This is a genomic window from Streptomyces mabaensis (assembly GCF_053763515.1).
The window spans coordinates 24,839-43,890 of sequence record NZ_JBSOPZ010000048.1; the positions used below are offsets into that span (position 1 = coordinate 24,839).

Genomic DNA, 19,052 nt, shown 5'->3' on the forward strand with positions numbered 1-19,052 from the left:
CACTTTGGCAACAGCGTTGCTTAAGTGGAAAACATGACTGGCACCAGCACCTCCCCGCGCGTGGCGCCGCTGCGCGTGGGACTCGTGGGTTACGGCCTGGCGGGCTCCGTCTTCCACGCCCCGCTGATCGCGTCCACCGAGGACCTCGTCCTGGACACGGTCGTCACCTCGAACCCGGAGCGGCAGGAGCAGGCCCGCACCGCGATCCCCGGTGTCCGTCTCGCGGCGTCGCCGGACGAGCTGTGGGCACGCGCGGACGAGCTCGACCTGATCGTCATCGCCTCCCCCAACAAGACGCATGTCGCGATCGCCAAAGCCGCGCTGAAGGCCGGTCTGCCGGTCGTCGTGGACAAGCCGATCGCCAGCACCGCCGCCGAGGCGCGCGAGCTCGCCGCCTTCGCGGAGGAGCGCGGGCTGCTGCTGTCCGTCTTCCAGAACCGCCGCTGGGACAACGATTTCCTCACCCTCCGGAAGCTGATCGCCGACGGCGAGCTGGGCGAGGTGCTGCGCTTCGAGTCCCGCTTCGAGCGCTGGCGGCCGCAGCCGAAGGGCGGCTGGCGCGAGTCGGGCGACCCGGCGGAGATCGGCGGCCTGCTGTTCGATCTCGGCAGCCACGTCGTGGACCAGGCGCTGGTGCTCTTCGGGCCCGCGGTACGCGTGTACGCCGAGGCCGATGTGCGCCGTCCCGGCGCCGAGGCCGACGACGACACGTTCATCGCGCTCACCCACGCCGGCGGGGTCCGCTCCCACCTCTACGTCAGCGCCACGACCGCCCAGCTCGGTCCGCGCTTCCGGGTCCTGGGCTCGGAGGCCGGGTTCGTGAAGTACGGCCTGGACCCCCAGGAGGCGGCGCTGCGCGAGGGCCGGCGGCCGTCCGACGGCAGCCCGTGGGGTGAGGAGCCGGAGGCGGCGTACGGGCATGTCGGCTCCGGTGAGTCGCCGCTGACCGGTGGCGGGAGCCCCGTACCGACGCTGCCGGGCGACTACCCGGCGTACTACGCGGCGGTCGCGGCGGCGGTACGTGACGGCGGAACACCGCCCGTCACCGCGCATGAGGCGGCGGCGGCGCTGGACGTACTGAAGGCCGCGCGGCGCTCGGCGCACGAGGGCATCGCGGTCGAGCTGGACCCGAAGGCAGGACCCGAAGGCAGAACCCGGCGGCATGGGCGCCTGAACGCCTGAGCGCCTGAACGAGCAGGCACGTGAGCGCGGAAAGGAGCACGCAGTGAGTGTGGACACGAGCGTGGAGATCAGCACAGAACTGACCGCGAGCACCAGCGCGGACATCGAGACCCTTGAGGAGCAGGAACGCCTCCTGGTCCTGCCCCGGTTCACATATGAGGACGCCTGGCGGCTGGGCCGCATGCTGGTGGAGCTGGCGCTCGACCGCTCGGCGCCGGTCGCGATCGACATCCGGCGGGGCCGGCAGCAGCTGTTCCACGCGGCGCTGCCGGGCAGCACCGCTGACAACGATGCCTGGGCCGACCGCAAGCGCCGGGTCGTCGAGCGGTACTCCGAGAGCTCCTACCTCGTCGGTACGCGCTTCCGCGCCAAGGGCACGACGTTCGAGGACTCCTCGCGGCTCGACCCGGACCGCTTCGCCGCGCACGGCGGTTCGTTCCCGATCACGGTGGCCGGCACGGGCGTCATCGGCACGGTCACGGTCTCCGGCCTCCCGCAGTCCGAGGACCACGCCATGGTGGTGGAGGCGCTGGAGCGCTTCATGGCCCGCTGACGTTCCACCGCGACCGGCCGGCGCCGCGCGGTACGGCGGCGCGCCTGCCGGCCGGTCACGAGAACCCGGACGTCCGGGGTGCTCAGGCGCCCAGAAGCGCTCGGAGAACCCAGGGGGTGTCCGGTCGATCATGCCGGGCTCCCGTCTCCCCCAGCTACCGCTGGGAGGTGCCCCCAGGCACGCACATCTGCCGCGTTGGCCACATCCACCCATAGCTCCGCTATGGGCGAATCCGGCCGCCTTGCAGCTGCGCTCGGCATCCGGAGGATGAATCAAAGAGCCGAGACGGAGCGAGCGAAGCGAGTGCAGTGCACCAGACGCCGCTCGCTGATCCGGCCTGATCGACCGGACACCCCCTAGCGGGCGCGGAGCGCTCAAAGCGCCCCGCGCCCGGACGGCGGACTACGCGTCCTTCAGCTCCTGCCGCTGGCGGCCGAGTCCCTCGACCTCCAGCTCCACGACATCGCCCGAGCGCAGGTACGGCTTGGGCTCGGGCTGACCCATCGCCACACCCGCCGGAGTGCCGGTGTTGATGATGTCGCCCGGGTAGAGCGTCATGAACTGGCTGACGTAACGGACCACTTCACCGACCGGGAAGATCTGGTCGGCGGTCGTGCCGCTCTGCTTCAGCTCGCCGTTGACCCAGAGCTTCAGGCCCAGGGCCTGCGGGTCCGGCACCTCGTCGGCGGTGACCAGCCAGGGGCCGAGCGGGTTGAACGTCTCGCAGTTCTTGCCCTTGTCCCAGGTGCCGCCGCGCTCGATCTGGAACTCACGCTCCGAGACGTCGTGCGCGACCGCGTAGCCACCGACGTGGGCGAGGCCTTCCTCGGCCGAGCCGAGGTAGCGGGCGGTACGTCCGATCACGACCGCGAGCTCCACCTCCCAGTCCGTCTTCACGCTGCCGCGCGGCACCAGCACGGTGTCGTCCGGGCCGACGACGGTGTCCGGCGCCTTGAAGAAGACGATGGGCTCGACGGGTATCTGCGCACCCGTCTCGGCTGCGTGGTCGTGGTAGTTCAGCCCGATGCACACGATCTTGCCGATCCGGCCCAGCGGAGGCCCGGTCCGCAGGGCCTCGGCGTCGAGCACCGGCAGCTCGCCGGACGCCGCCGCGTCCCGTACCCGGGCGAGCGCGGACGCGTCGGCGAGCAGCGCGCCGTCGATGTCCGGGACAAGTCCCGAGAGGTCGCGAAGGGTTCCGTCCTGGTCGAGCAGTGCGGGGCGCTCGGCCCCCACCGTGCCGACACGCAGCAGCTTCATGGGCATTCTCCCGTGGTCGAGGGTCGGCCCGGGGATGCCCCCGGAGACCGGCCGATGGGTTGCGGCCATCGGAGGATTTGGCTGATCCTCCAAGGAATCATTCCAGACCGCAATACCCTGTTCACGTACTGGACCTTTACTCGGCGGTAGCCGCGGCCCGGTCGCGGTACAGCCAGGCCCGCTCGGCCGCGGTCCAGGCGGTGGTCGTCAGCAGATAGAGGCCGGCGGCGAGCGGTACGACGGCCGCGGTGACGAGGGTCCCGAAGGTGAGCAGCGGAAGGACGCGGGTCAGCCCCTGCATGCCGGGGGCGGCCGGTATCGCCGCCACGGTGTCGGCACTCAGGCGCCGGGCCCGCAGGAAGGTCCAGGTCGCCATCGCCGCTATCGCCGCGAACAGCCCCAGGAATACCAGCCCCTGCGCCCCGAGCGCCCCGCCCTCGCCGAGTGCGTCGAACCAGCGGGCGCCGAGCGGCGCGGCGCCCAGCCTGTGCCCGAGGAGCTCGTTGACCTCACCGCCGATCCGCGAGGACGAGAAGACCTGGTACATCACGAAGAACACGGGCAGCTGCACGAGCATCGGCAGGCAGCCGGCCAGCGGCGGCACCTTCGCCTCCGCGTGCAGGTCGAGCACGGCCTTCTGCAGCCGGTCCGCGTCCTTGGGCCGGCCGTACTTGGCCCGCAGCGCGGCCAGCTGCGGCGCGAGCGCCGCCCGCGCCTTCTCGCCGCGGACGGCCGCCCTGGTGAGCGGGTGCATGGCGACCCGTACGAGCATCGTGAAGAGCACGATCGCAGCGGCGGTGGCGGACGCCGCGAAGACCGGATTGAGCAGCGCCGCCAACTGGGCGACGAGAGTGGCGAAAATGGACATGGAAAGCCCTCCGAGGGGTCTCATCGAACCGAAGTGCCAAGAAAGGTGCATTCCGGAATGACGAGCCACGAAGGGAACGAACCGCACACCAGCGGTCGTAGACGTCGCCGTACGTGAAGTGCGCGCCCCTACGCGGCCGTCGGGACGAGACGGCCGGGCGCCCTGGGGCGCGGGCGGCCCGAGGCGTCGGGATCGCGCTGCGGCAGGAAGGCGGTACGCCGCTCCCGGTCGCGTATCGCGGTCCGTACGCGCGTCGGCGGGACGGGCGCCGCACAGCGGGCGGCGATCACCGCGCAGGCGAGCAGCGCGGCTCCGGCGGCGGCGGTGGCGGCGAGCGCGACCGCGCCCGCCAGGCCGCTCTGGCTGACGAGCAGCGCGACGACAAGGAAGAGCAGCAGGCTCAGTTGCGTCCGCAGCGCGGTCACGCCGGCTCACCACCCGGCGGTGGAACGAAGAAGCTGTCGTGGCGCACCAGGAACTCGGCGAACTCCTCGCCGCCGCGCTGTGCCATCTCCGCGACCCGCTCGAAGTACTCCTCACGGGGCGCACCCGGCGAGAACAGCATCAGCATGGACGACGGTTCGTCGGAGCTGTTCCTGAAGGCGTGCAGACCGCCCACCGGCACGTACAGGAAGTCCCCCGCACCTGCGGTGGTCCAGTGGTCCCCGTCGAACAGCTCCACCTTCCCGGACAGGATGAAGAAGGACTCCGAGATCGACTTGTGGAAGTGCGTGCTCGGCCCCGGGGAATTCGGCCCCAGGTCCACCTTGTACAGGCCGAACTCGCCCCCGGTGGAAGCGTGGGTGGCCAGGTAGTGGGTGCGGTTACCGTGGGGCGAGCTCAGTTCCGGCTCGCGGTCGGCCGATCTGAACACGGCGCTGATCTCGCCTTTGTCGCCCAGGTAGCGGGCCTCCGGGTAGGACATGCTCTGCTCCTTCGTACGGTGAAAACGGGCCCAGGGCCCGGGGCCTGTCCTGCTCTAGCGGCGCTCGACGGACTTGAGCTTCCCCCACACCACCAGCCGGTACGCGGAGGAGAACTCGGGCGTGCACGTGGTGAGCGTGATGTAGTACCCCAGCCGCCCGTAGCCGTACTCCGGCTGCACCACGCTCCGCGGAACCGGCGCGATCACGCCCGTGTCCCGCGCGGTCGTCTGCGCCAGCGTCCGGTCGACGACATACGTGAACCTCCCCACCCGCGTTTCCACCCGCACCTCGTCCCCCGCCCTCAGCCGGTTGATGTAGCGGAACGGCTCCCCGTGAGTATTACGATGCCCGGCCACCGCAAAGTTCCCGGCCTGCCCGGGCTGGGCGGTCTGCGGATAGTGCCCGACGTACCCCTTGTCGAGGACACCCCGCTTCCCGACCCCCTGCGCGACCGGCGCGGCCACGCCGAGCCGCGGAATCCTGAGCACGGCATACGCCTGATCCCACCGCGGCGCCCGCGGCTTCTGCCGCGCGACGGGCCGCTCGCTCTCCCCGGCATCGGGCACGGGCACCAGCTCCCGGGGCACGTCCTCAGCAGGCGCGTCCTCCCCGGGCTCCTCCCGGGGCACATCCGCCGCCGCCTCCTCCCCCTCGGCCGCGGGCCGGTCCCAGGCCCGCTCCAGCGCCCGGACCTGCTGCTCGGCCCCCTGCCGCGCCTCCCGGTTGGTCCACCACAGCTGGTGGACGACCAGAAGCAGCAGCACCACCCCCAGGGTCACCGCCATCTCGCCCCCGGCCCACAGCCCGCGCGCCAGGACCGCCCGCCTGCGCCCCGCACCCCGTACGACCACCGGTATCCGCTCGCGCACCGGCCCTCCCTCCGCCGGCCCGCACGATAAGGCCTGACCCGGCAACTCTCCAGGCCACCGACAGCGCGGGGCGCCCGGGGAACCCCTCCCCACACCCCCGCACAGCAGTACGGTGTGCATCATGCGCCCCGACACTCCTGCCGATCACATCGCCGAAGCCGAGCGCCTGCTGCGGACCGCCGAGCGGTATCCCGCGGACAACGAGCAGCTGCTCCTCCAAGCCGCCGCCCACCTCGAGCTTGCGGACGAGCGCGCACGGGCGTCGGCCATCTACGACCGCCTGCTCGCCGCCGGCCCCGCGGACCCCTACCGCGTCAAGGCACGCCAGGCCGCGAACCTCTGGGAGTACGGACACGAGGCGGAGGCCCGCGCCCTGATCGACGGCATCCGCGCCGCGGCCCCGCGCGACGCCGCGCCCTGGGAGATCATCGCGGAAACCCTTGAGGCCCACGACGAGCTCCAGGCCGCCGCCGACTGCTTCACCGAGGGCGCGCGCCTCCTGATCCAGCCCGACGAGCCGATCTCGTACGCGGCCCACGCGCTCCTCACCGGCCGCCACCGCGTCCGCCGCCTCGCCGGAACCCCGCACGACGAGTGGGACATGGTCGCGGACACCCACCACTCGGGCCCGATCCCGCTGGACGAGCTCCACGACCCCAAGCGCGTCTGGGCCCTGGGCTCGGACAACCCGGCCGAACTCCGCGCGGAAATCGCCCGCCTGCGGGCGGAGTTGGGCGACCGCCGCGCGGCCCTGTCCCGCCCGTTCCCCGTGGCGGTCCTGCACTGGCCGGCCCAGGAACTCACCGAACTGGTGACGGCATACCCGGCCCTGACCACGGAGTACCCCTCCCACGAGACCCACCTGACCCGGATCGAAACGGCCCTCCGCGAACTGGCGGCCTCGGGCACCCCGAACCTGGGCATCGTGACGGGTTCGGTCCCGTCGTACGAAGCCTTCGCGGCCTCGGAGAAGACGTCCCCGGAATCGACCACGCTCCTGGCGGAGTACGCGACCACCCTGGCAGCCCGAGGCAAGGCCACCCCCTGGCCCCCGGCCCGGAACACAACATGCTGGTGCGGCTCGCAAACCCCCTACAAGGACTGCCACGGCGCGGCCCCGGGGACAGCTTCGTCCTGACCCCGCACCCCCTCTGCCGTCGCCAGGATGCCTACAGTATCTTCACAATTAATACTTGATGGTTTGACTGGTTGCCGCGCTCCCCCACACAGGTTCCAGTCGTGTGCGTGTGAGGAAGCCGATGCCCTACGAGCCCGGTGCTGACTGGCAGTTCGACGTCCCGACCAGTGGCAGCAAGCGGCTGCCACCCCACTCCCGCTACGTCGAAGCCCTCACTCATCAGGGCTACAGCTTCGAAGCGGCAGTTGCGGACCTCGTCGACAATTCCATCGACGCCGGTGCGACCAAGGTCGTCATCAGCTTGCTGCGGGACGAGGACCGTCTCGTCAGCCTGCTGATCGTCGACGACGGACGCGGTATGGACGAGTCCGGACTCGACACAGCCATGACGGTCGGCGGCCAGCAGCATTACGCCGCTGACGCGCTCGGGAAGTTCGGTACGGGCCTCAAGGCCGCATCCATGTCCCACGCGGACGCGCTGACCGTAATCAGCCGGACCAAGCGGAGCCCCTCCGCCGGACGCCGGTGGCTCACCGCCCACGCCCGTGATGATCACCGCTGCGACATCGTCGAGGCGTCGTACTGCCAGGATCTCGTCGACCGCTACGACGGCGTGATCGGCTGGCACGGGACCATCGTCCGCTGGGACAAGGTCCGCGCCTTCGAAACGATCGAGAGCCGGCAGACCGATCGCTTCCTCAACGAGGCGATCGAGAAGCTGGAGACGCAACTGGGCCTTTACCTGCACCGCTTCCTCGCGCGGGACGACTTCCACATCGACATCGTGGTCGAGGACGTCCGCACCCGGGAGGAGCTGGACCACCGCGGTGTGCTGCCCATCGATCCCTTCGGCTATCGCGTTCCGGGCAAGGCCGGATTTCCCCGCGTCTTCACCGCACCGATCGAGGGCACCGGCGACCTGCGGATCACCACGCACATCTGGCCCGCCAAGTCTCCGCTGGTTGGATACCGCGGCATCGGCGCTCTCGCCGACCGGCAGGGCTTCTACTTCTACCGCAACAACCGTCTCGTACAGCCCGGTGGGTGGAACGGGTACCGGCTGCCGGAAAGCCACCACAACCTCGCCCGCATAGCCGTCGACCTGCCCGCCGATGACGACGTCTTCAAGCTGACCGTCAAGAAGGACGGGGTGGAAGCGGGCCCGGCCTTCAAGCGCGGTCTGGAGAAGGCGGCCGACGACCAGGGCCGTACGTTCGCGGATTACCTGCGGGACGCGGAGAACACGTACCGCGACGCGGCCAGGCGCAGCGAACCCAAGCGCCCGTCCGTCGTGCCGCCGGGCAAGGGCTTCGAGCCCGGCCTGCGCCGGACACTCCGTGAGGAGCTTCCCCAGGAGCCTCACGAGGACCCGATCGATTTCCGCTGGTCCGCTCTCCCGGACGGGGTCTTCTTCGAGATCGACCGCGACGAGCGCACGGTCCGCCTCAACCAGGACTACCGGACCGTGTTCAACGGCGGCAAGAGCGGCCTCAACGACGCTCCCGCCCTCAAAAGCCTGCTCTATCTCATGCTGGAGAAGAACTTCCGACTGGGCCGCTCCAGCGCCCAGCGCGACGACGAGATGGCGCTGTGGAACAGCGTTCTGCTCTCCGCTGCCCGCTGCGAACTCGCCCGCTGAAGGAAGACACCATGACGACGGACCACCTCATCGACCTGCACGGTGACGTCCTGGCGGCGATGCGCCGCGGGCCGAAGCATTTCGCCAAACTCGCCTTCGTTCTCTCCGAGTCGGACGAGCCGGCCGACACCACCCTCGGTCACTTCCGGGACCGCCTTGTCGCGGCCAGCCCCGGCGACGAACTCACCGCCCTGTGGCACAGCAAGCTCACGGCGTGGGACCTCGCGGAGCAGGCCGACTGGTCCGCCGCCCCGGCACGTACCGACGAACGAAGGACCGATACGTACGACCGGCTCGGCTTCGGCGCCGATCTGCGCAAGGCTCTCGACAACGCCGTGCCGGTCTTCAAGGAGCCGGGCGCGGTGGTCATCAGCAAGGAATTCCAGTCCTGGTACACGCGTGGAAGTGCGGCCAACCGCGCCTTCTACTGGGACTCGTACGAGCGGCTGCTGCGCCACAAGGGCTGGAGCGACGCAGCCGTCTCCTCCCTGGACGAGGCGAGCCACAGCGTCGTGGAGCGTCTCTCCGACCCGACACGTGCGGAGGCGTACGGTGCCCGCGGCCTGGTCGTCGGCTACGTACAGTCGGGCAAGACAGCCAACTTCACCGGAGTCGCGGCCAAGGCCATCGATGCCGGCTACCGCCTGGTCATCGTCCTCGGCGGAACCCTCAATCTGCTGCGCGGGCAGACGCAGCGCCGGCTCGACATGGAACTCATCGGGCAGGAGAACATCCTGCGCGGTGCCGACCCCGACGATGTGGATGCCCTCGTCGGCATCGACTACCAGGACGACGAGGACTGGCCGGGCAAGTTCGTCTCCCACGGCCCCCGTCCGTTCAACATCGAACGCCTCACCACTCGGGACAACGACTACCGGAGCCTCCTCCAGGGCATCCGCGCCCTGGAGATCGAGAAGCGCGAGCCGCATCTCCCTCTCTACGACCCGGAGAACCTGCACCGGGCCGCGGCGCGCGTCATGGTCGTGAAGAAGAACAAGTCCGTACTGGAGAACCTGGTCAAGGACCTGAAGAAGATCGGGCCGATCCTTCGCGAGATCCCGACCCTGATCATCGACGACGAGTCGGACCAGGCCTCGGTGAACACCTCGGACCCCAAGAAGTGGGAGTCCGGGCGACCCTCCCGTACCGCGATCAACGGCCTCATCTCCCAGCTCCTGACGCTTCTCCCCCGCGCCCAGTACGTCGGTTACACCGCCACCCCGTTCGCGAACGTCTTCATCGACCCCAGCGACGGCGAGGACATCTTCCCGCGGGACTTCCTGATCTCCCTGCCACGCCCGACCGGTTACATGGGCGTACAGGACTTCCACGACCTGGACTCCGAGGGCACGTCCGCCGAGGAGACCCATGTGCGCGGGATCTACGAGGAGACCGGCGACCGCCTCCAGGAGGCACTGGACGCCTTCCTCCTCACCGGCGCCCTCAAGCTCTACCGCGCCGACCACGGAGTTCCCGACGGCCCTTTCCGGCACCACACCATGCTCGCCCACGAGTCGGTGAAGGTGAACGACCACGCGGAGCTGGCGCTGCGCATCAACACCCTGTGGCACAACTCCCGCCACACCGGCCCGGATGGCCACGGCCGCCTGGAGGCCCTGCTCACCACGGACTTCCAGCGGTACGCGGCGGACCTCCCGGTCCCCGTCTCGTACGCCGACCTCAAGCCGTACGTCTCCCGTGCCCGCCAGCTCATCAACCAGGGCGGCAACCCGGTCGTCGTCGTGAACGGTGACACCGATACCTACTTCTCGCAGATCGACCTGGACTTCGACCGCACGCCGAACGTCTGGAAGATCCTGGTCGGCGGCACCAAGCTGTCCCGCGGCTTCACGGTCGAAGGTCTCACGATCACGTACTACCGCCGCACCACCCAGCAGGCCGACACCCTCATGCAGATGGGCCGCTGGTTCGGCTTCCGGCCGGGCTACCGCGATCTGGTGCGCCTCTACATAGGCCGTGAGGAACAGCTCACCAAGACCAAGACGGTCGACCTGTACGAAGCCTTCGAGGCCATCTGCCGCGACGAGGAAACCTTCCGCGCCCAGCTCTCCCGCTATGCCGAACTGGTCGACGGCAAGCCCCAGGTGACACCGGCCCAGATCCCGCCCCTGGTCTCCCAGCACCTGCCGTGGATCAAGCCGAGCGGCCGCAACAAGATGTTCAACGCGGAGCTGGTGGAAATCCGCTCCCCGGGCCAGTGGGTGGAGCCGACGGCCTATCCGACCGAACCATCGGACCTCCGCCACAACACGGAAACCTGGCGGCCGGTACTGGAGTCGCTGAGCCCCGACCCGGCTGTCTTCGTCTCTCTCGCGGACGACGACCGCGGCAACTACACACGCTATCCAGCAAAGACGGCTGTCATCAGCCACGCCCAGCTGCTTGCCACGATGAGTAGCCTCACCTGGGCACGGCCTGACCTTTTCGCCCCCCACCTGGAGTACCTGAAGGACGCGAGTGACGCCGGCTGCGCCACCGATGACTGGGTGGTGATCGCTCCCCAGACTTCAGGCCCGACTAGCGTCGCGGCCAGCATCCTCGGATCGGAACCACTTACGCTCGTCCAGCGAAGGCGCAATTCCCGGGGCGTCTTCAACCGCATCTCCGGCATGGCGCACCGCCAGTCTGCGGAACGTATCGCTGGCCTCATCCCTCTGAGCGAGGACGACCCGTTCGCCACTCAGTTCCACCGGCCCCGACGTGGCGCGCTCCTCCTCTACCCAGTGGCAGACCCAGGCCTCGGGACGCTCGCCGGACTCGCTGCCGGCGGCCATGTGGATGCCGCAAAGCTGGTCCTGGCTGCCGCCTTCATCCCTGCCACCGACCCGACGCTCCAGCCGGTACCGTTCGTCCGCTTCCGCACGATCGACTCCGCAAGAGCAGAGTCTCCTATCGTGGGCTTCCAGGAAGAGAGGGAGGATCTGTGACAAGCGGCCGAGACACGCACGGGCTCAGAAGCCAGGACGACCGGCCTCTGCCGGCCCCTGGTTCTACAGAGCTCAAGTCGTTGCAACTGGCGGCTCATTACGAGCGGCTCTACACCTATCTTTATGAGCGGCGCTCACGCCCTCCCACCATGCGCGAGATCCGCGCCCACGTAGCTGGCGCGCAGGGAGAAGCGCCGGCCCAGACTGACCGGCGGGTACGAGATCTTCGTGGCCTGTTCAACATCCCCACAGTTCGGGATGGGCGCGATCACCGCTACCTGCTCTCCGGATGGAGGACATCCGGACCTGCCGGCCTCCGTAAGTCGCTCGGCAGCCGCCTGAAGGCACAAGTCCTGGCGCCCAAGCGGTGCGCGCAGTGCGGCAGAACACCCCTCGACCACCATGTGGTGCTGGTTGTTGATCATAAAATCCCCGTGGAGTGGGGCGGCACCGATGATCTCAGCAATCTGCAGCCGCTCTGCGAGGAGTGCAACTCCGGCAAGAAGGACTACTACGCAACGTACGACCAGTACGCCCATGAAATCCGCGCTGCCGCGAATTACGATGAACCTCATCGGCGCATCGGCGAACTGCTCAAGGCGTTCCACGGCGACTGGGTTGCTTCCGACCTTCTCGGCGCTGTCGCGTCAATGAAGCAGTATCAAGAGGACTGGCAAAGACGCTTGCGGGAGCTTCGAGTGCTTGACTGGACGATCTCCACCAGACGCCGCACCAACCCGCTCACCGGCCGGTCCCTCACCTACTACCGCGCCAGCACATGGCAGCCATGGCCTGAAGGGGATATCGCAGCAGAGATCAAGATCCGCAAGAAAGAAAATAAGGGGCATTTGTCATCAGCTCAGCATGACTCGCTCACTGAGGACGAGACGAGGCAAAATGAGTGACGAATGGGAGCGCCCTGAAGGGTCCTGGGCCTCTTCGGCCGCCAGGCGCAGGAACATGCAGGCCATCCGAAGCCGGGACACAAAGCCGGAATGGATCATTCGCAGGCTGGTTCACGCCCAGGGGCTGCGATACCGCGTAGCGGCACAGCCGTTGCCGGGCCTTCGCCGGACGGCCGACATGGTCTTCCGTCAGGCGAAGGTTGCTGTCTTCATCGACGGCTGCTACTGGCACGGCTGTCCGGAGCACTACGTCCCGCCGAGGACGAACCCTGGCTACTGGTCAGACAAGGTCGCCCGGAACATGGCCCGCGACCGCGACACCGACCGCCGCCTCATCGAAGCTGACTGGACCGTCCTCCGCTTCTGGGAACACGAGTCAGCTGACGAGTGCGCCGACTCCATCCTCCGCATTGTCCGAAGCAGGAAGGGAGCTATCCAGCCCAGGGAGCTCGGGGGCGAACAGTGACCGGTCGTCTTCGTCCTCGAATTCGGGGCTAGGGTTTTTCGCCAGCGGCCCAGTCCGCAGCAGCGCTTCCTTGATTTTCTCCCCGACCGCCGCAGCCACGGGTGGCGGGAACGCGTTCCCGACCTGCCGATAGCGAGCCGTCTTGCCGCCCACAAACTCCCAGTCCTCCGGGAATCCCTGAATAATCGCCGCCTGCCCGACCGTGAGCTTGGGACCTCGTGTGAGATTCCCTAGATCCCGGTCTTTGTCGACCATCCTGTCGGGATCGTTAGCGACGCCCATCCCGTCAACGCCGAGCAGCTGCCACGCTTTCTTCGCGCGCGTCGGTCCGAGGTCAGCTCCACCGTGTTTCTTAGAGCCGCCGACAAGGGTAGGGGCCACCCCCCGGCTCGCCTTCTCTTCCCATCGTTTGAAGCCGTCTACGTCAGCGCCGAAGCGGGCCTCCATGGACGGACCAAGAGCCCTCGCAACAGTAGTCACGGAATTCTGGGGCTCCGGCCAGGTGAAACCGCGGTATTGATCCTCACGGATCGCCACCAGGATGGCTCGCGGGCGAAGCTGCGGCACACCATAGTCTTGCGCCTGCAGCACATTCCACCCACAAATCACATAACCAGCCTTCCGTAGGCGATTTTTGATGTGATTGCGGTAGTAGAGGAACTTGTGGTCAGGTTCGAGAATTCCGCGAACATTCTCAATCATGACCGCCTTGGGGCTCAGGCGTTCGACAAGATCGAGCATCGCAGGGAAAAGATCCCTCTCATCATCACGACCGAGTTGCTTGCCGGCATGAGAAAAGGGCGGGCACGGAACTCCTCCAGCAAGGAGATCCAGCTCCACCTCCCCTTCTCCATCTACTTTCACCTTGCGGCCCGCAGCCGTTTCGTATTTTTTTAGGTGAATTACTGGATTGAACTGCTTGACATCCATCAGGTGGACATCGCAGTGCTCATTCTCCCATTGCCACCCAGGCCGCTCCTCGATGTTGCGTTCAAGGGTGGCCGCCGCATGTGCGTCGATCTCGACGAGGGCGAGGTGCCGGAACCCGGCGGCGTGGAGGCCGATAGCCTGCCCGCCGGCTCCCGCGCAAATCTCAATCGAGGTCAGCGTGTCATCGCTGGCGCTCATCGACTCCTCCTGGTGTGGCTGATGCAGACACGCAAGTGTCGCATCTACCACCGACAGAACTCACGATGCTTGCCCCATCCCAACAGAGGACAGTCAGCTCTCCAGCAGCTTGCGCAGCTCACCCTTCATCTCGTCCCGCACTGCGGCCGGAAGCTGCCGGTACATGCCCCAAGCCTGCTCGGCAGGACTCAAAGGCCTGACGTCACCGGTCATCCAGGCCAGCAGCTCCCTTTTGTGCCGGGTGGGCAGCTCCTTCACTCGGTCCCAGACCTGCTCACGGCTCATCTGCCTGCCGGTGAGGTGTCTTACCGTCTCGTTACAGCGAGCGCACTCAGTGATCAGGTCTTCGGAGCTGGCCCCACTGCCTGACTTGTGAGGGTTGACATGCCCCAGGGTTAGCCGCGCATGTGAGCCCGGCTCATCCGGGTAGGCCTCGGCCGCGGCGATACCGCAACGTCTGCACATGTGACCGTCTCGCTCGTACACAAAGCGGCGGGTCTTCGCACTGATCTGCCGCAAGCCAGCAGCTCGGTGCCCGGTCTCCCAAACGGGAAGGCCGATTTCCTCCAGATAGAGCTGATCTGGCTGCAAGCTCGGCTTGTCCCGATTCGTCTTGATGATCCATCCCGCAGGACGCAGATCACGCATCCGCCGGTCGACCTGCTCCGCCCCGCTGATCGCCGCCCGAAGCCGCGCCTTGGAAAAGGTTCCGCCGACGCCAACCTCATCCCGCAGCCATAGCGCCACGCGCACGCGCGTACCGAGGCTGGCGTTGCGCCAGTCCAGGTCAGAGTCGGCCATCGATTCCCCATTCGAACAAACGAGCCACACCTAAGTCTTTCGGGCAGTAACAGTAGCTTGCCGTCACCTGCCGCGGCAAGTGACGGCAAGCTGTGCAGAGCGAGAGGTCAGCACCTAGGAGGAACTCATGCAACAGGGTCCGTCAGCATCCCCTCATCAATCAGCGCCTACATGCATCGAAATCTGCGCAGGTGGCGGAGGCCAGGCCCTCGGACTGGAGCGCGCCGGATTCACTCACACCGCGCTCGTTGAAGTAGATCCGGACGCTGCACACACGCTGCGCGCGAACCGCCCGGGCTGGAACGTCCTGCAAGAGGACGTCTTGAGAGTCTCACCACGAGCCCTCGCCCCGGCTGCTGAAACCGCGCTGCTCGCCGCAGGCGTTCCATGTCCGCCGTTCTCGCTCGCCGGGAAACAGCTCGGCGGGGGCGATGAGCGGGACCTCTTCCCAGCCGTGCTGAACATCGCCGCAGCCCTCCAGCCGAGCGCTGTCATGATTGAGAACGTCAAGGGCATCATGCAGACCAAGTTCGTTGCGTACCGCGCGGCCGTGGTCCAAGAGCTGGAAAGGCTCGGCTACTCCACCTCGTGGCGTCTCTTGCGGGCCTGTGACTATGGCGTTCCGCAGCTGCGGCCTCGGGCAGTTCTCATCGCCCTACGCCGCGTCGCGTTCACTCACTTCAGCTGGCCGGAGCCAACGGCCTGCCCGGCGACAGCTCCCTTCGTCGGCCGGGTCCTATACGAGTCGATGGCCTCACGGGGCTGGGAACTCGCCCGCGAATGGGCGGATGGCGCCCTGCGCATCGCGCCTACTCTGTGCGGCGGCTCACGCAAGCATGGAGGTCCTGATCTGGGCCCCTCCCGCGCCCGCCGGGCGTGGGCTGAACTCGGCGTGAACGGCTCCAGCGTCGCCGACGCGCCTCCTCTGCCCGGCTGCACACTCCCCGTGAAGCTCACCGTGGCCCAGATGGCACTGCTCCAGGGTTTCCCCGCGGAATGGGTATTCGTCGGCCGGAAGACTTCGGCTTATCGGCAGGTAGGCAACGCATTTCCACCACCGGTAGCCGAGGCTGTCGGCCAGAGCATCCGCGCCGCGCTGTGTCAGGCAGAAAGCGTCATCCAGGGCTGCAGTCCCCAGACAGATCTAGTCGGAAGGGAAACGCCCGACAAGGGCCGTCGGCCGCAACCCACCTCCAGCCCCGGCGTGATGACGTGAGCCGGGACCGTAAGGCGTACAGACTCCCATCGGCCATTCTCGATCTGGTCTTTGGGCACAGCCGAATGCAGCCACGGCCGACTGACCGTCGCCACGTTCAATGCACTGCCATCCGCACCGACCAGGATGGCCGCCATTGTCCATTGCGGATCTGCCCGCATGGTCTCGTACTCGTGACGCGTGAGGTGAACCTGCAGCCGAGTCGGGTCGGTCGTCGACTTGACCTCAAGGTGCGCGCACTCACTGGCCGACGCTGATGCTTCGATGTCGTATCCGTATGCATCCGAGATCGCGGCTACATGCCTCACCGCCGTGACCCCGCCGCACCGCAACAGCTCAAGGAGTGCATGCTCACCCGCAGCTCCGACTTGTCGGCGCATCTCCTCTCCAGCACGGCTCCAGAGCACCTGGGGGACGGTGGAAGCCGCGTCCGCGTCGCGCAGTTCACTTTCGTTGATCTCAACAACCGGACAGCCAGCCACCGTAAGCATGCCCGACCGTCTCAACCAGGCAAGGCCCTCGGCGTACTGGGCCGGCGTCAGATCTGCGTACCTGTGATGGTGAGTAAAGAGCGCTCGCGTACGGGGAACATCCGCCACGCGGAGCTGCGTCAGCCAACGCAGCGCCGCCTGGCGGGTGCCTTCACCGGTGAGCGACGGCATCGACGTGCCTCAGCAGTGCACGGACATCCGCCATATCCATGCCCGCCGCAGCGGACGGCTCTTCCTCAAGGTCAGCCAGCTGCTGAACCGAAGGGTCGTCCAGAATCCGCCCCATGAACTCCAACTTCTCTTCGAGACGCATTGCCACCACCTCGTCGATGGTGCCCTCCACAGCGAGCACCGTGACCCTGGTCTCCGTTCCGGGAGCGAGACCCAGCCGGTGAATACGGTCCAGACTCTGGAGAAAGCGGCCGGCCATGAAATCGCGGTCCACATATACCGCGTCATGGCAGACCTGGTGGAGGCTGATTCCCTCACCGAGGGTGGCCGGGTTGGACAGCAGAACGTGGCAGTCGGGGTCCGTACGGAAGCGCCGGATCTGCTCATCACGATCAGGCGTACCACCGTGGACAACAGCGGGCTGGTAGCCCGCAAACATGCTCTCCATGGTGGTGAGGCTACGGACGAAGGTCGTCCAGACCAGCGTCTTGCGGCCGACCGCAGCATTCTCCGCGACGATGTTCAGTGCTTCCTTGTACTTCGGGGAGAGCTCATGCTGCGGAAGACTCCTCATCAACGAGTACAGCGATTCGTTCTCGGGAACTTCCAGAGGTGGTACCCGGTACGTCAGGGGTTCATAGCGACTGCCGCCCTCGGCAAGCAGTGCAGGACTCGTGGCCGCCATCAACAGGCGGAGCATCGCCTTGCCCAGGGCATCGAAGTCTGCGCGCGAGGCCTCCGCACGAGCCGTGAAACGCCCCACCAAGGCGTCGTAAACCTCGCGGTGCAGATCCGGCATCGCGAGGTACCTGATACGCGTCTGGAACGGTGGCAGACCCAGCTCACTCTTGGTCGTGCGGGTGAAGAGCGGGCGGAGTACCGAGCTGGCATACGCGAGATCTCCGCCCGCAACAGCTTGCGTCACCACCCGACGGCCGTGGCCCGGCCATACGAACGACAGCAGGTTCTCCAGATCCCGCGCGCCGTTCGGCGCCGGCGTCCCCGTGAGGATGAGCCGACGGCGGCTGAGCGGCCCGAGGGCCATACAAGCGCCTCCGTAGATCCCCTGCGCCCCGAGCTTCATCCGGTGAGCCTCGTCAAGGATGACCATGGATGGGGCAGCGCGCAGCCAGGAAGCAAGCGCCCCAAGCGACTTGTCCAGCCGCTCGTAGTTGACGATCAGAATCTCGGCCCTGGGATCAGGGCTCTTCTCCATGACTGTGGTGACTGGCGGATTCTTGAAGCACAGCTCACTCTCGAACAACCAGGACTCATAGGCCGACTTCGGGCTGACGACAAGCAGTCGGCGGACCACGCCGCGCTCGCGCATCGCCGCGTACACCGCAAGGCCGACACGCGTCTTCCCCGCACCAGGAACACTGAAGTTGGCGCCGTGCTGCATCGACAGCAACTGCGCAATGTCCCTCCGCTGAAAGCTGGTGAGATCTGCGGCCCATCCGCTGCCCAGCGCCACTTCGACCGAGTCTTCGTTTACCGCGGGCGAGGTACCGGAGCCCTGCTGAATCTGCTGCTCGGCCTGGTCGGCATCATCGAGGACTCCTCCGACCAGCGTCGCTAGTTCCTCTTCCCACTCCACGGAGTCCGCATGAGGCCAGTCTGCGAGTACATCAATGCCGACGAGGAAATCGTCAAGAGTCAGTTCCATAGTGAGCGGACCACGCTGGCCACCCGCGGGAAAGCGGGCAGCCAGTCGGGTCAGATCACTCCGGTACGGCTCGGCCACACGCAGCACGGCCTTGGTCCGCGACACATCGAAGGCGATCCGCAGGGACGGTTCTGCGGTCTCGGTCACGCTTCCTCCTGACGTACGGCGTCAAGCAGCCAAGCAACACCGTCACCGGGCACGCTGATGCTGCGCGCGGCCTCGCGGGCGAGCTTGTCCATGGTCGCTTTCAGCTTGAGGACCGCCTCATCGAACGTCTCCTCATCAAGGCTGCGCGATGCCCTGGCCAGTGCCATATCCGTGATGCACTGCTCGATGTCCTGACAGGCGTCATTGAGGCGGTCAGGGGCAGCCTGCTTCCGCTTGCGTACCCGGGCGTCCTTGCCCGCCGGCTCCAACGCGTCTTCGATGGCCCGCTTCGCCTGCTCATAGACGGCTCCAGCCTGCTGGACCTGGGCGGCTGGAACAGTGTCCACTGCCCGAGCAACCGCCTTGGCCCGCAGAAGAGTGTCCGTAAAAGCTCGGGCAGCTGCGACCTGCGGAACTTCGGTCTTCACCACTCGGTTGATGCCCGGAATCGTGCGTTCGGTGGTCTCAGCGGGAACGGTCTTGAGCTCCTCCGGCAATCGGTGCTCCAAGTAGCGCGACCGGAAGTCGGATTCGATGAGACGCACGTCGGTCTTGGAGAAGTCCAGGACGATAGCGGCCAGCCGGCTTTCCTTAAGCAGATTGTCGGCGTACACGTGAACGTCCCCACCCGCGTACGGATGAACGTCCCCAGTTCTTGATGCCTTGAAGGGACACCTT

Annotated in this window: 18 protein-coding genes; 8 read left to right on the forward strand and 10 right to left on the reverse strand. The window is 67.2% G+C overall.

Going from position 1 to position 19,052, the window contains the following annotated elements; translation table 11 throughout:
- Positions 1 to 33 precede the first annotated feature (33 nt).
- On the forward strand, positions 34 to 1,182 hold the full coding sequence (locus ACWV17_RS30595; protein WP_455362228.1) for a Gfo/Idh/MocA family protein: 1,149 nt from the start codon (positions 34 to 36) through the stop codon (positions 1,180 to 1,182).
- Positions 1,183 to 1,249: 67 nt separating this feature from the next.
- Complete coding sequence (locus ACWV17_RS30600) at positions 1,250 to 1,735, forward strand: heme-degrading domain-containing protein (RefSeq protein WP_455353619.1); 486 nt, start codon at positions 1,250 to 1,252, stop codon at positions 1,733 to 1,735.
- Between the two features lie 402 nt (positions 1,736 to 2,137).
- Here the strand turns inward: ACWV17_RS30600 and ACWV17_RS30605 are convergent, their stop codons facing one another.
- The 5 genes from ACWV17_RS30605 to ACWV17_RS30625 form a co-directional block, all read right to left on the reverse strand.
- Positions 2,138 to 2,995: a fumarylacetoacetate hydrolase family protein gene (locus ACWV17_RS30605; protein ID WP_455362229.1), complete on the reverse strand. Its 858-nt coding sequence runs from the start codon at positions 2,993 to 2,995 to the stop codon at positions 2,138 to 2,140.
- A gap of 136 nt (positions 2,996 to 3,131) precedes the next feature.
- On the reverse strand, positions 3,132 to 3,863 hold the full coding sequence (locus ACWV17_RS30610; RefSeq protein WP_455362230.1) for a YidC/Oxa1 family membrane protein insertase: 732 nt from the start codon (positions 3,861 to 3,863) through the stop codon (positions 3,132 to 3,134).
- Positions 3,864 to 3,991: 128 nt separating this feature from the next.
- Positions 3,992 to 4,288 (reverse strand): DUF6412 domain-containing protein, encoded by a 297-nt coding sequence (locus tag ACWV17_RS30615; RefSeq protein ID WP_455353554.1) that lies wholly within the window; start codon positions 4,286 to 4,288, stop codon positions 3,992 to 3,994.
- The gene (locus ACWV17_RS30620; protein ID WP_455362231.1) at positions 4,285 to 4,788 is read right to left on the reverse strand and encodes a cupin domain-containing protein; all 504 of its coding nucleotides are present in this window, start codon (positions 4,786 to 4,788) and stop codon (positions 4,285 to 4,287) included. Before ACWV17_RS30620 ends, ACWV17_RS30615 begins: the two co-directional genes overlap by 4 nt.
- Before the next feature lie 54 nt (positions 4,789 to 4,842).
- The gene (locus ACWV17_RS30625) at positions 4,843 to 5,658 is read right to left on the reverse strand and encodes a class E sortase (RefSeq protein ID WP_455362232.1); all 816 of its coding nucleotides are present in this window, start codon (positions 5,656 to 5,658) and stop codon (positions 4,843 to 4,845) included.
- A gap of 121 nt (positions 5,659 to 5,779) precedes the next feature.
- Between ACWV17_RS30625 and ACWV17_RS30630 the strand changes: the two genes are divergently transcribed.
- The 5 genes from ACWV17_RS30630 to ACWV17_RS30650 all read left to right on the forward strand — a co-directional run bounded on the left by ACWV17_RS30630 (position 5,780) and on the right by ACWV17_RS30650 (position 12,754).
- Complete coding sequence (locus ACWV17_RS30630) at positions 5,780 to 6,796, forward strand: SEC-C domain-containing protein (RefSeq protein ID WP_455353551.1); 1,017 nt, start codon at positions 5,780 to 5,782, stop codon at positions 6,794 to 6,796.
- Positions 6,797 to 6,917: 121 nt separating this feature from the next.
- A complete protein-coding gene (locus ACWV17_RS30635; RefSeq protein WP_455362233.1) occupies positions 6,918 to 8,435 on the forward strand; it encodes an ATP-binding protein in 1,518 nt (505 codons plus the stop codon).
- An 11-nt stretch (positions 8,436 to 8,446) separates the two neighbouring features.
- Positions 8,447 to 11,383: a Z1 domain-containing protein gene (locus ACWV17_RS30640; RefSeq protein ID WP_455362234.1), complete on the forward strand. Its 2,937-nt coding sequence runs from the start codon at positions 8,447 to 8,449 to the stop codon at positions 11,381 to 11,383.
- A gap of 149 nt (positions 11,384 to 11,532) precedes the next feature.
- Positions 11,533 to 12,288 (forward strand): HNH endonuclease, encoded by a 756-nt coding sequence (locus ACWV17_RS30645; protein ID WP_455362235.1) that lies wholly within the window; start codon positions 11,533 to 11,535, stop codon positions 12,286 to 12,288.
- Positions 12,281 to 12,754, forward strand: coding sequence for a very short patch repair endonuclease (locus ACWV17_RS30650; RefSeq protein ID WP_455362236.1), 474 nt, complete (start codon positions 12,281 to 12,283; stop codon positions 12,752 to 12,754). The genes ACWV17_RS30645 and ACWV17_RS30650 overlap by 8 nt, the downstream gene beginning before the upstream one ends.
- Here the strand turns inward: ACWV17_RS30650 and ACWV17_RS30655 are convergent.
- Together ACWV17_RS30655 and ACWV17_RS30660 are read right to left on the reverse strand one after the other, a co-directional pair.
- Complete coding sequence (locus ACWV17_RS30655; protein ID WP_455362237.1) at positions 12,665 to 13,882, reverse strand: DNA cytosine methyltransferase; 1,218 nt, start codon at positions 13,880 to 13,882, stop codon at positions 12,665 to 12,667. The two genes, ACWV17_RS30650 and ACWV17_RS30655, sit on opposite strands and share 90 nt — an antisense overlap.
- Before the next feature lie 93 nt (positions 13,883 to 13,975).
- A complete protein-coding gene (locus tag ACWV17_RS30660; protein WP_455362238.1) occupies positions 13,976 to 14,683 on the reverse strand; it encodes an HNH endonuclease in 708 nt (235 codons plus the stop codon).
- A gap of 127 nt (positions 14,684 to 14,810) precedes the next feature.
- Between ACWV17_RS30660 and ACWV17_RS30665 the strand changes: the two genes are divergently transcribed.
- The gene (locus tag ACWV17_RS30665; protein ID WP_455362239.1) at positions 14,811 to 15,899 is read left to right on the forward strand and encodes a DNA cytosine methyltransferase; all 1,089 of its coding nucleotides are present in this window, start codon (positions 14,811 to 14,813) and stop codon (positions 15,897 to 15,899) included.
- Here ACWV17_RS30665 and ACWV17_RS30670 read toward each other — a convergent pair.
- From ACWV17_RS30670 to ACWV17_RS30680, 3 genes are read right to left on the reverse strand one after another with little or no spacing between them, the layout of a single operon-like run.
- Positions 15,785 to 16,561, reverse strand: coding sequence for a protein NO VEIN domain-containing protein (locus ACWV17_RS30670; protein ID WP_455362240.1), 777 nt, complete (start codon positions 16,559 to 16,561; stop codon positions 15,785 to 15,787). The genes ACWV17_RS30665 and ACWV17_RS30670 overlap by 115 nt on opposite strands.
- Entirely contained in the window at positions 16,542 to 18,374 is a 1,833-nt protein-coding gene (locus ACWV17_RS30675; RefSeq protein ID WP_455362241.1) for a DEAD/DEAH box helicase, read from the reverse strand. The genes ACWV17_RS30670 and ACWV17_RS30675 overlap by 20 nt, the downstream gene beginning before the upstream one ends.
- Complete coding sequence (locus ACWV17_RS30680; RefSeq protein ID WP_455362242.1) at positions 18,371 to 18,988, reverse strand: hypothetical protein; 618 nt, start codon at positions 18,986 to 18,988, stop codon at positions 18,371 to 18,373. Before ACWV17_RS30680 ends, ACWV17_RS30675 begins: the two co-directional genes overlap by 4 nt.
- Positions 18,989 to 19,052: the final 64 nt, after the last annotated feature.

Bases quoted from the DNA above. Each gene is read 5' to 3' on its own strand.
- ACWV17_RS30630 (WP_455353551.1), top strand. From the start codon at position 5,780: ATGCGCCCCGACACTCCTGCCGATCACATCGCCGAAGCCGAGCGCCTG.
- ACWV17_RS30605 (WP_455362229.1), bottom strand. From the start codon at position 2,995: ATGAAGCTGCTGCGTGTCGGCACGGTGGGGGCCGAGCGCCCCGCACTG.
- ACWV17_RS30650 (WP_455362236.1), top strand. From the start codon at position 12,281: ATGAGTGACGAATGGGAGCGCCCTGAAGGGTCCTGGGCCTCTTCGGCC.
- ACWV17_RS30620 (WP_455362231.1), bottom strand. From the start codon at position 4,788: ATGTCCTACCCGGAGGCCCGCTACCTGGGCGACAAAGGCGAGATCAGC.
- ACWV17_RS30670 (WP_455362240.1), bottom strand. From the start codon at position 16,561: ATGCCGTCGCTCACCGGTGAAGGCACCCGCCAGGCGGCGCTGCGTTGG.
- ACWV17_RS30610 (WP_455362230.1), bottom strand. From the start codon at position 3,863: ATGTCCATTTTCGCCACTCTCGTCGCCCAGTTGGCGGCGCTGCTCAAT.
- ACWV17_RS30640 (WP_455362234.1), top strand. From the start codon at position 8,447: ATGACGACGGACCACCTCATCGACCTGCACGGTGACGTCCTGGCGGCG.
- ACWV17_RS30665 (WP_455362239.1), top strand. From the start codon at position 14,811: ATGCAACAGGGTCCGTCAGCATCCCCTCATCAATCAGCGCCTACATGC.
- ACWV17_RS30595 (WP_455362228.1), top strand. From the start codon at position 34: ATGACTGGCACCAGCACCTCCCCGCGCGTGGCGCCGCTGCGCGTGGGA.
- ACWV17_RS30645 (WP_455362235.1), top strand. From the start codon at position 11,533: ATGCGCGAGATCCGCGCCCACGTAGCTGGCGCGCAGGGAGAAGCGCCG.
- ACWV17_RS30635 (WP_455362233.1), top strand. From the start codon at position 6,918: ATGCCCTACGAGCCCGGTGCTGACTGGCAGTTCGACGTCCCGACCAGT.
- ACWV17_RS30655 (WP_455362237.1), bottom strand. From the start codon at position 13,882: ATGAGCGCCAGCGATGACACGCTGACCTCGATTGAGATTTGCGCGGGA.
- ACWV17_RS30660 (WP_455362238.1), bottom strand. From the start codon at position 14,683: ATGGCCGACTCTGACCTGGACTGGCGCAACGCCAGCCTCGGTACGCGC.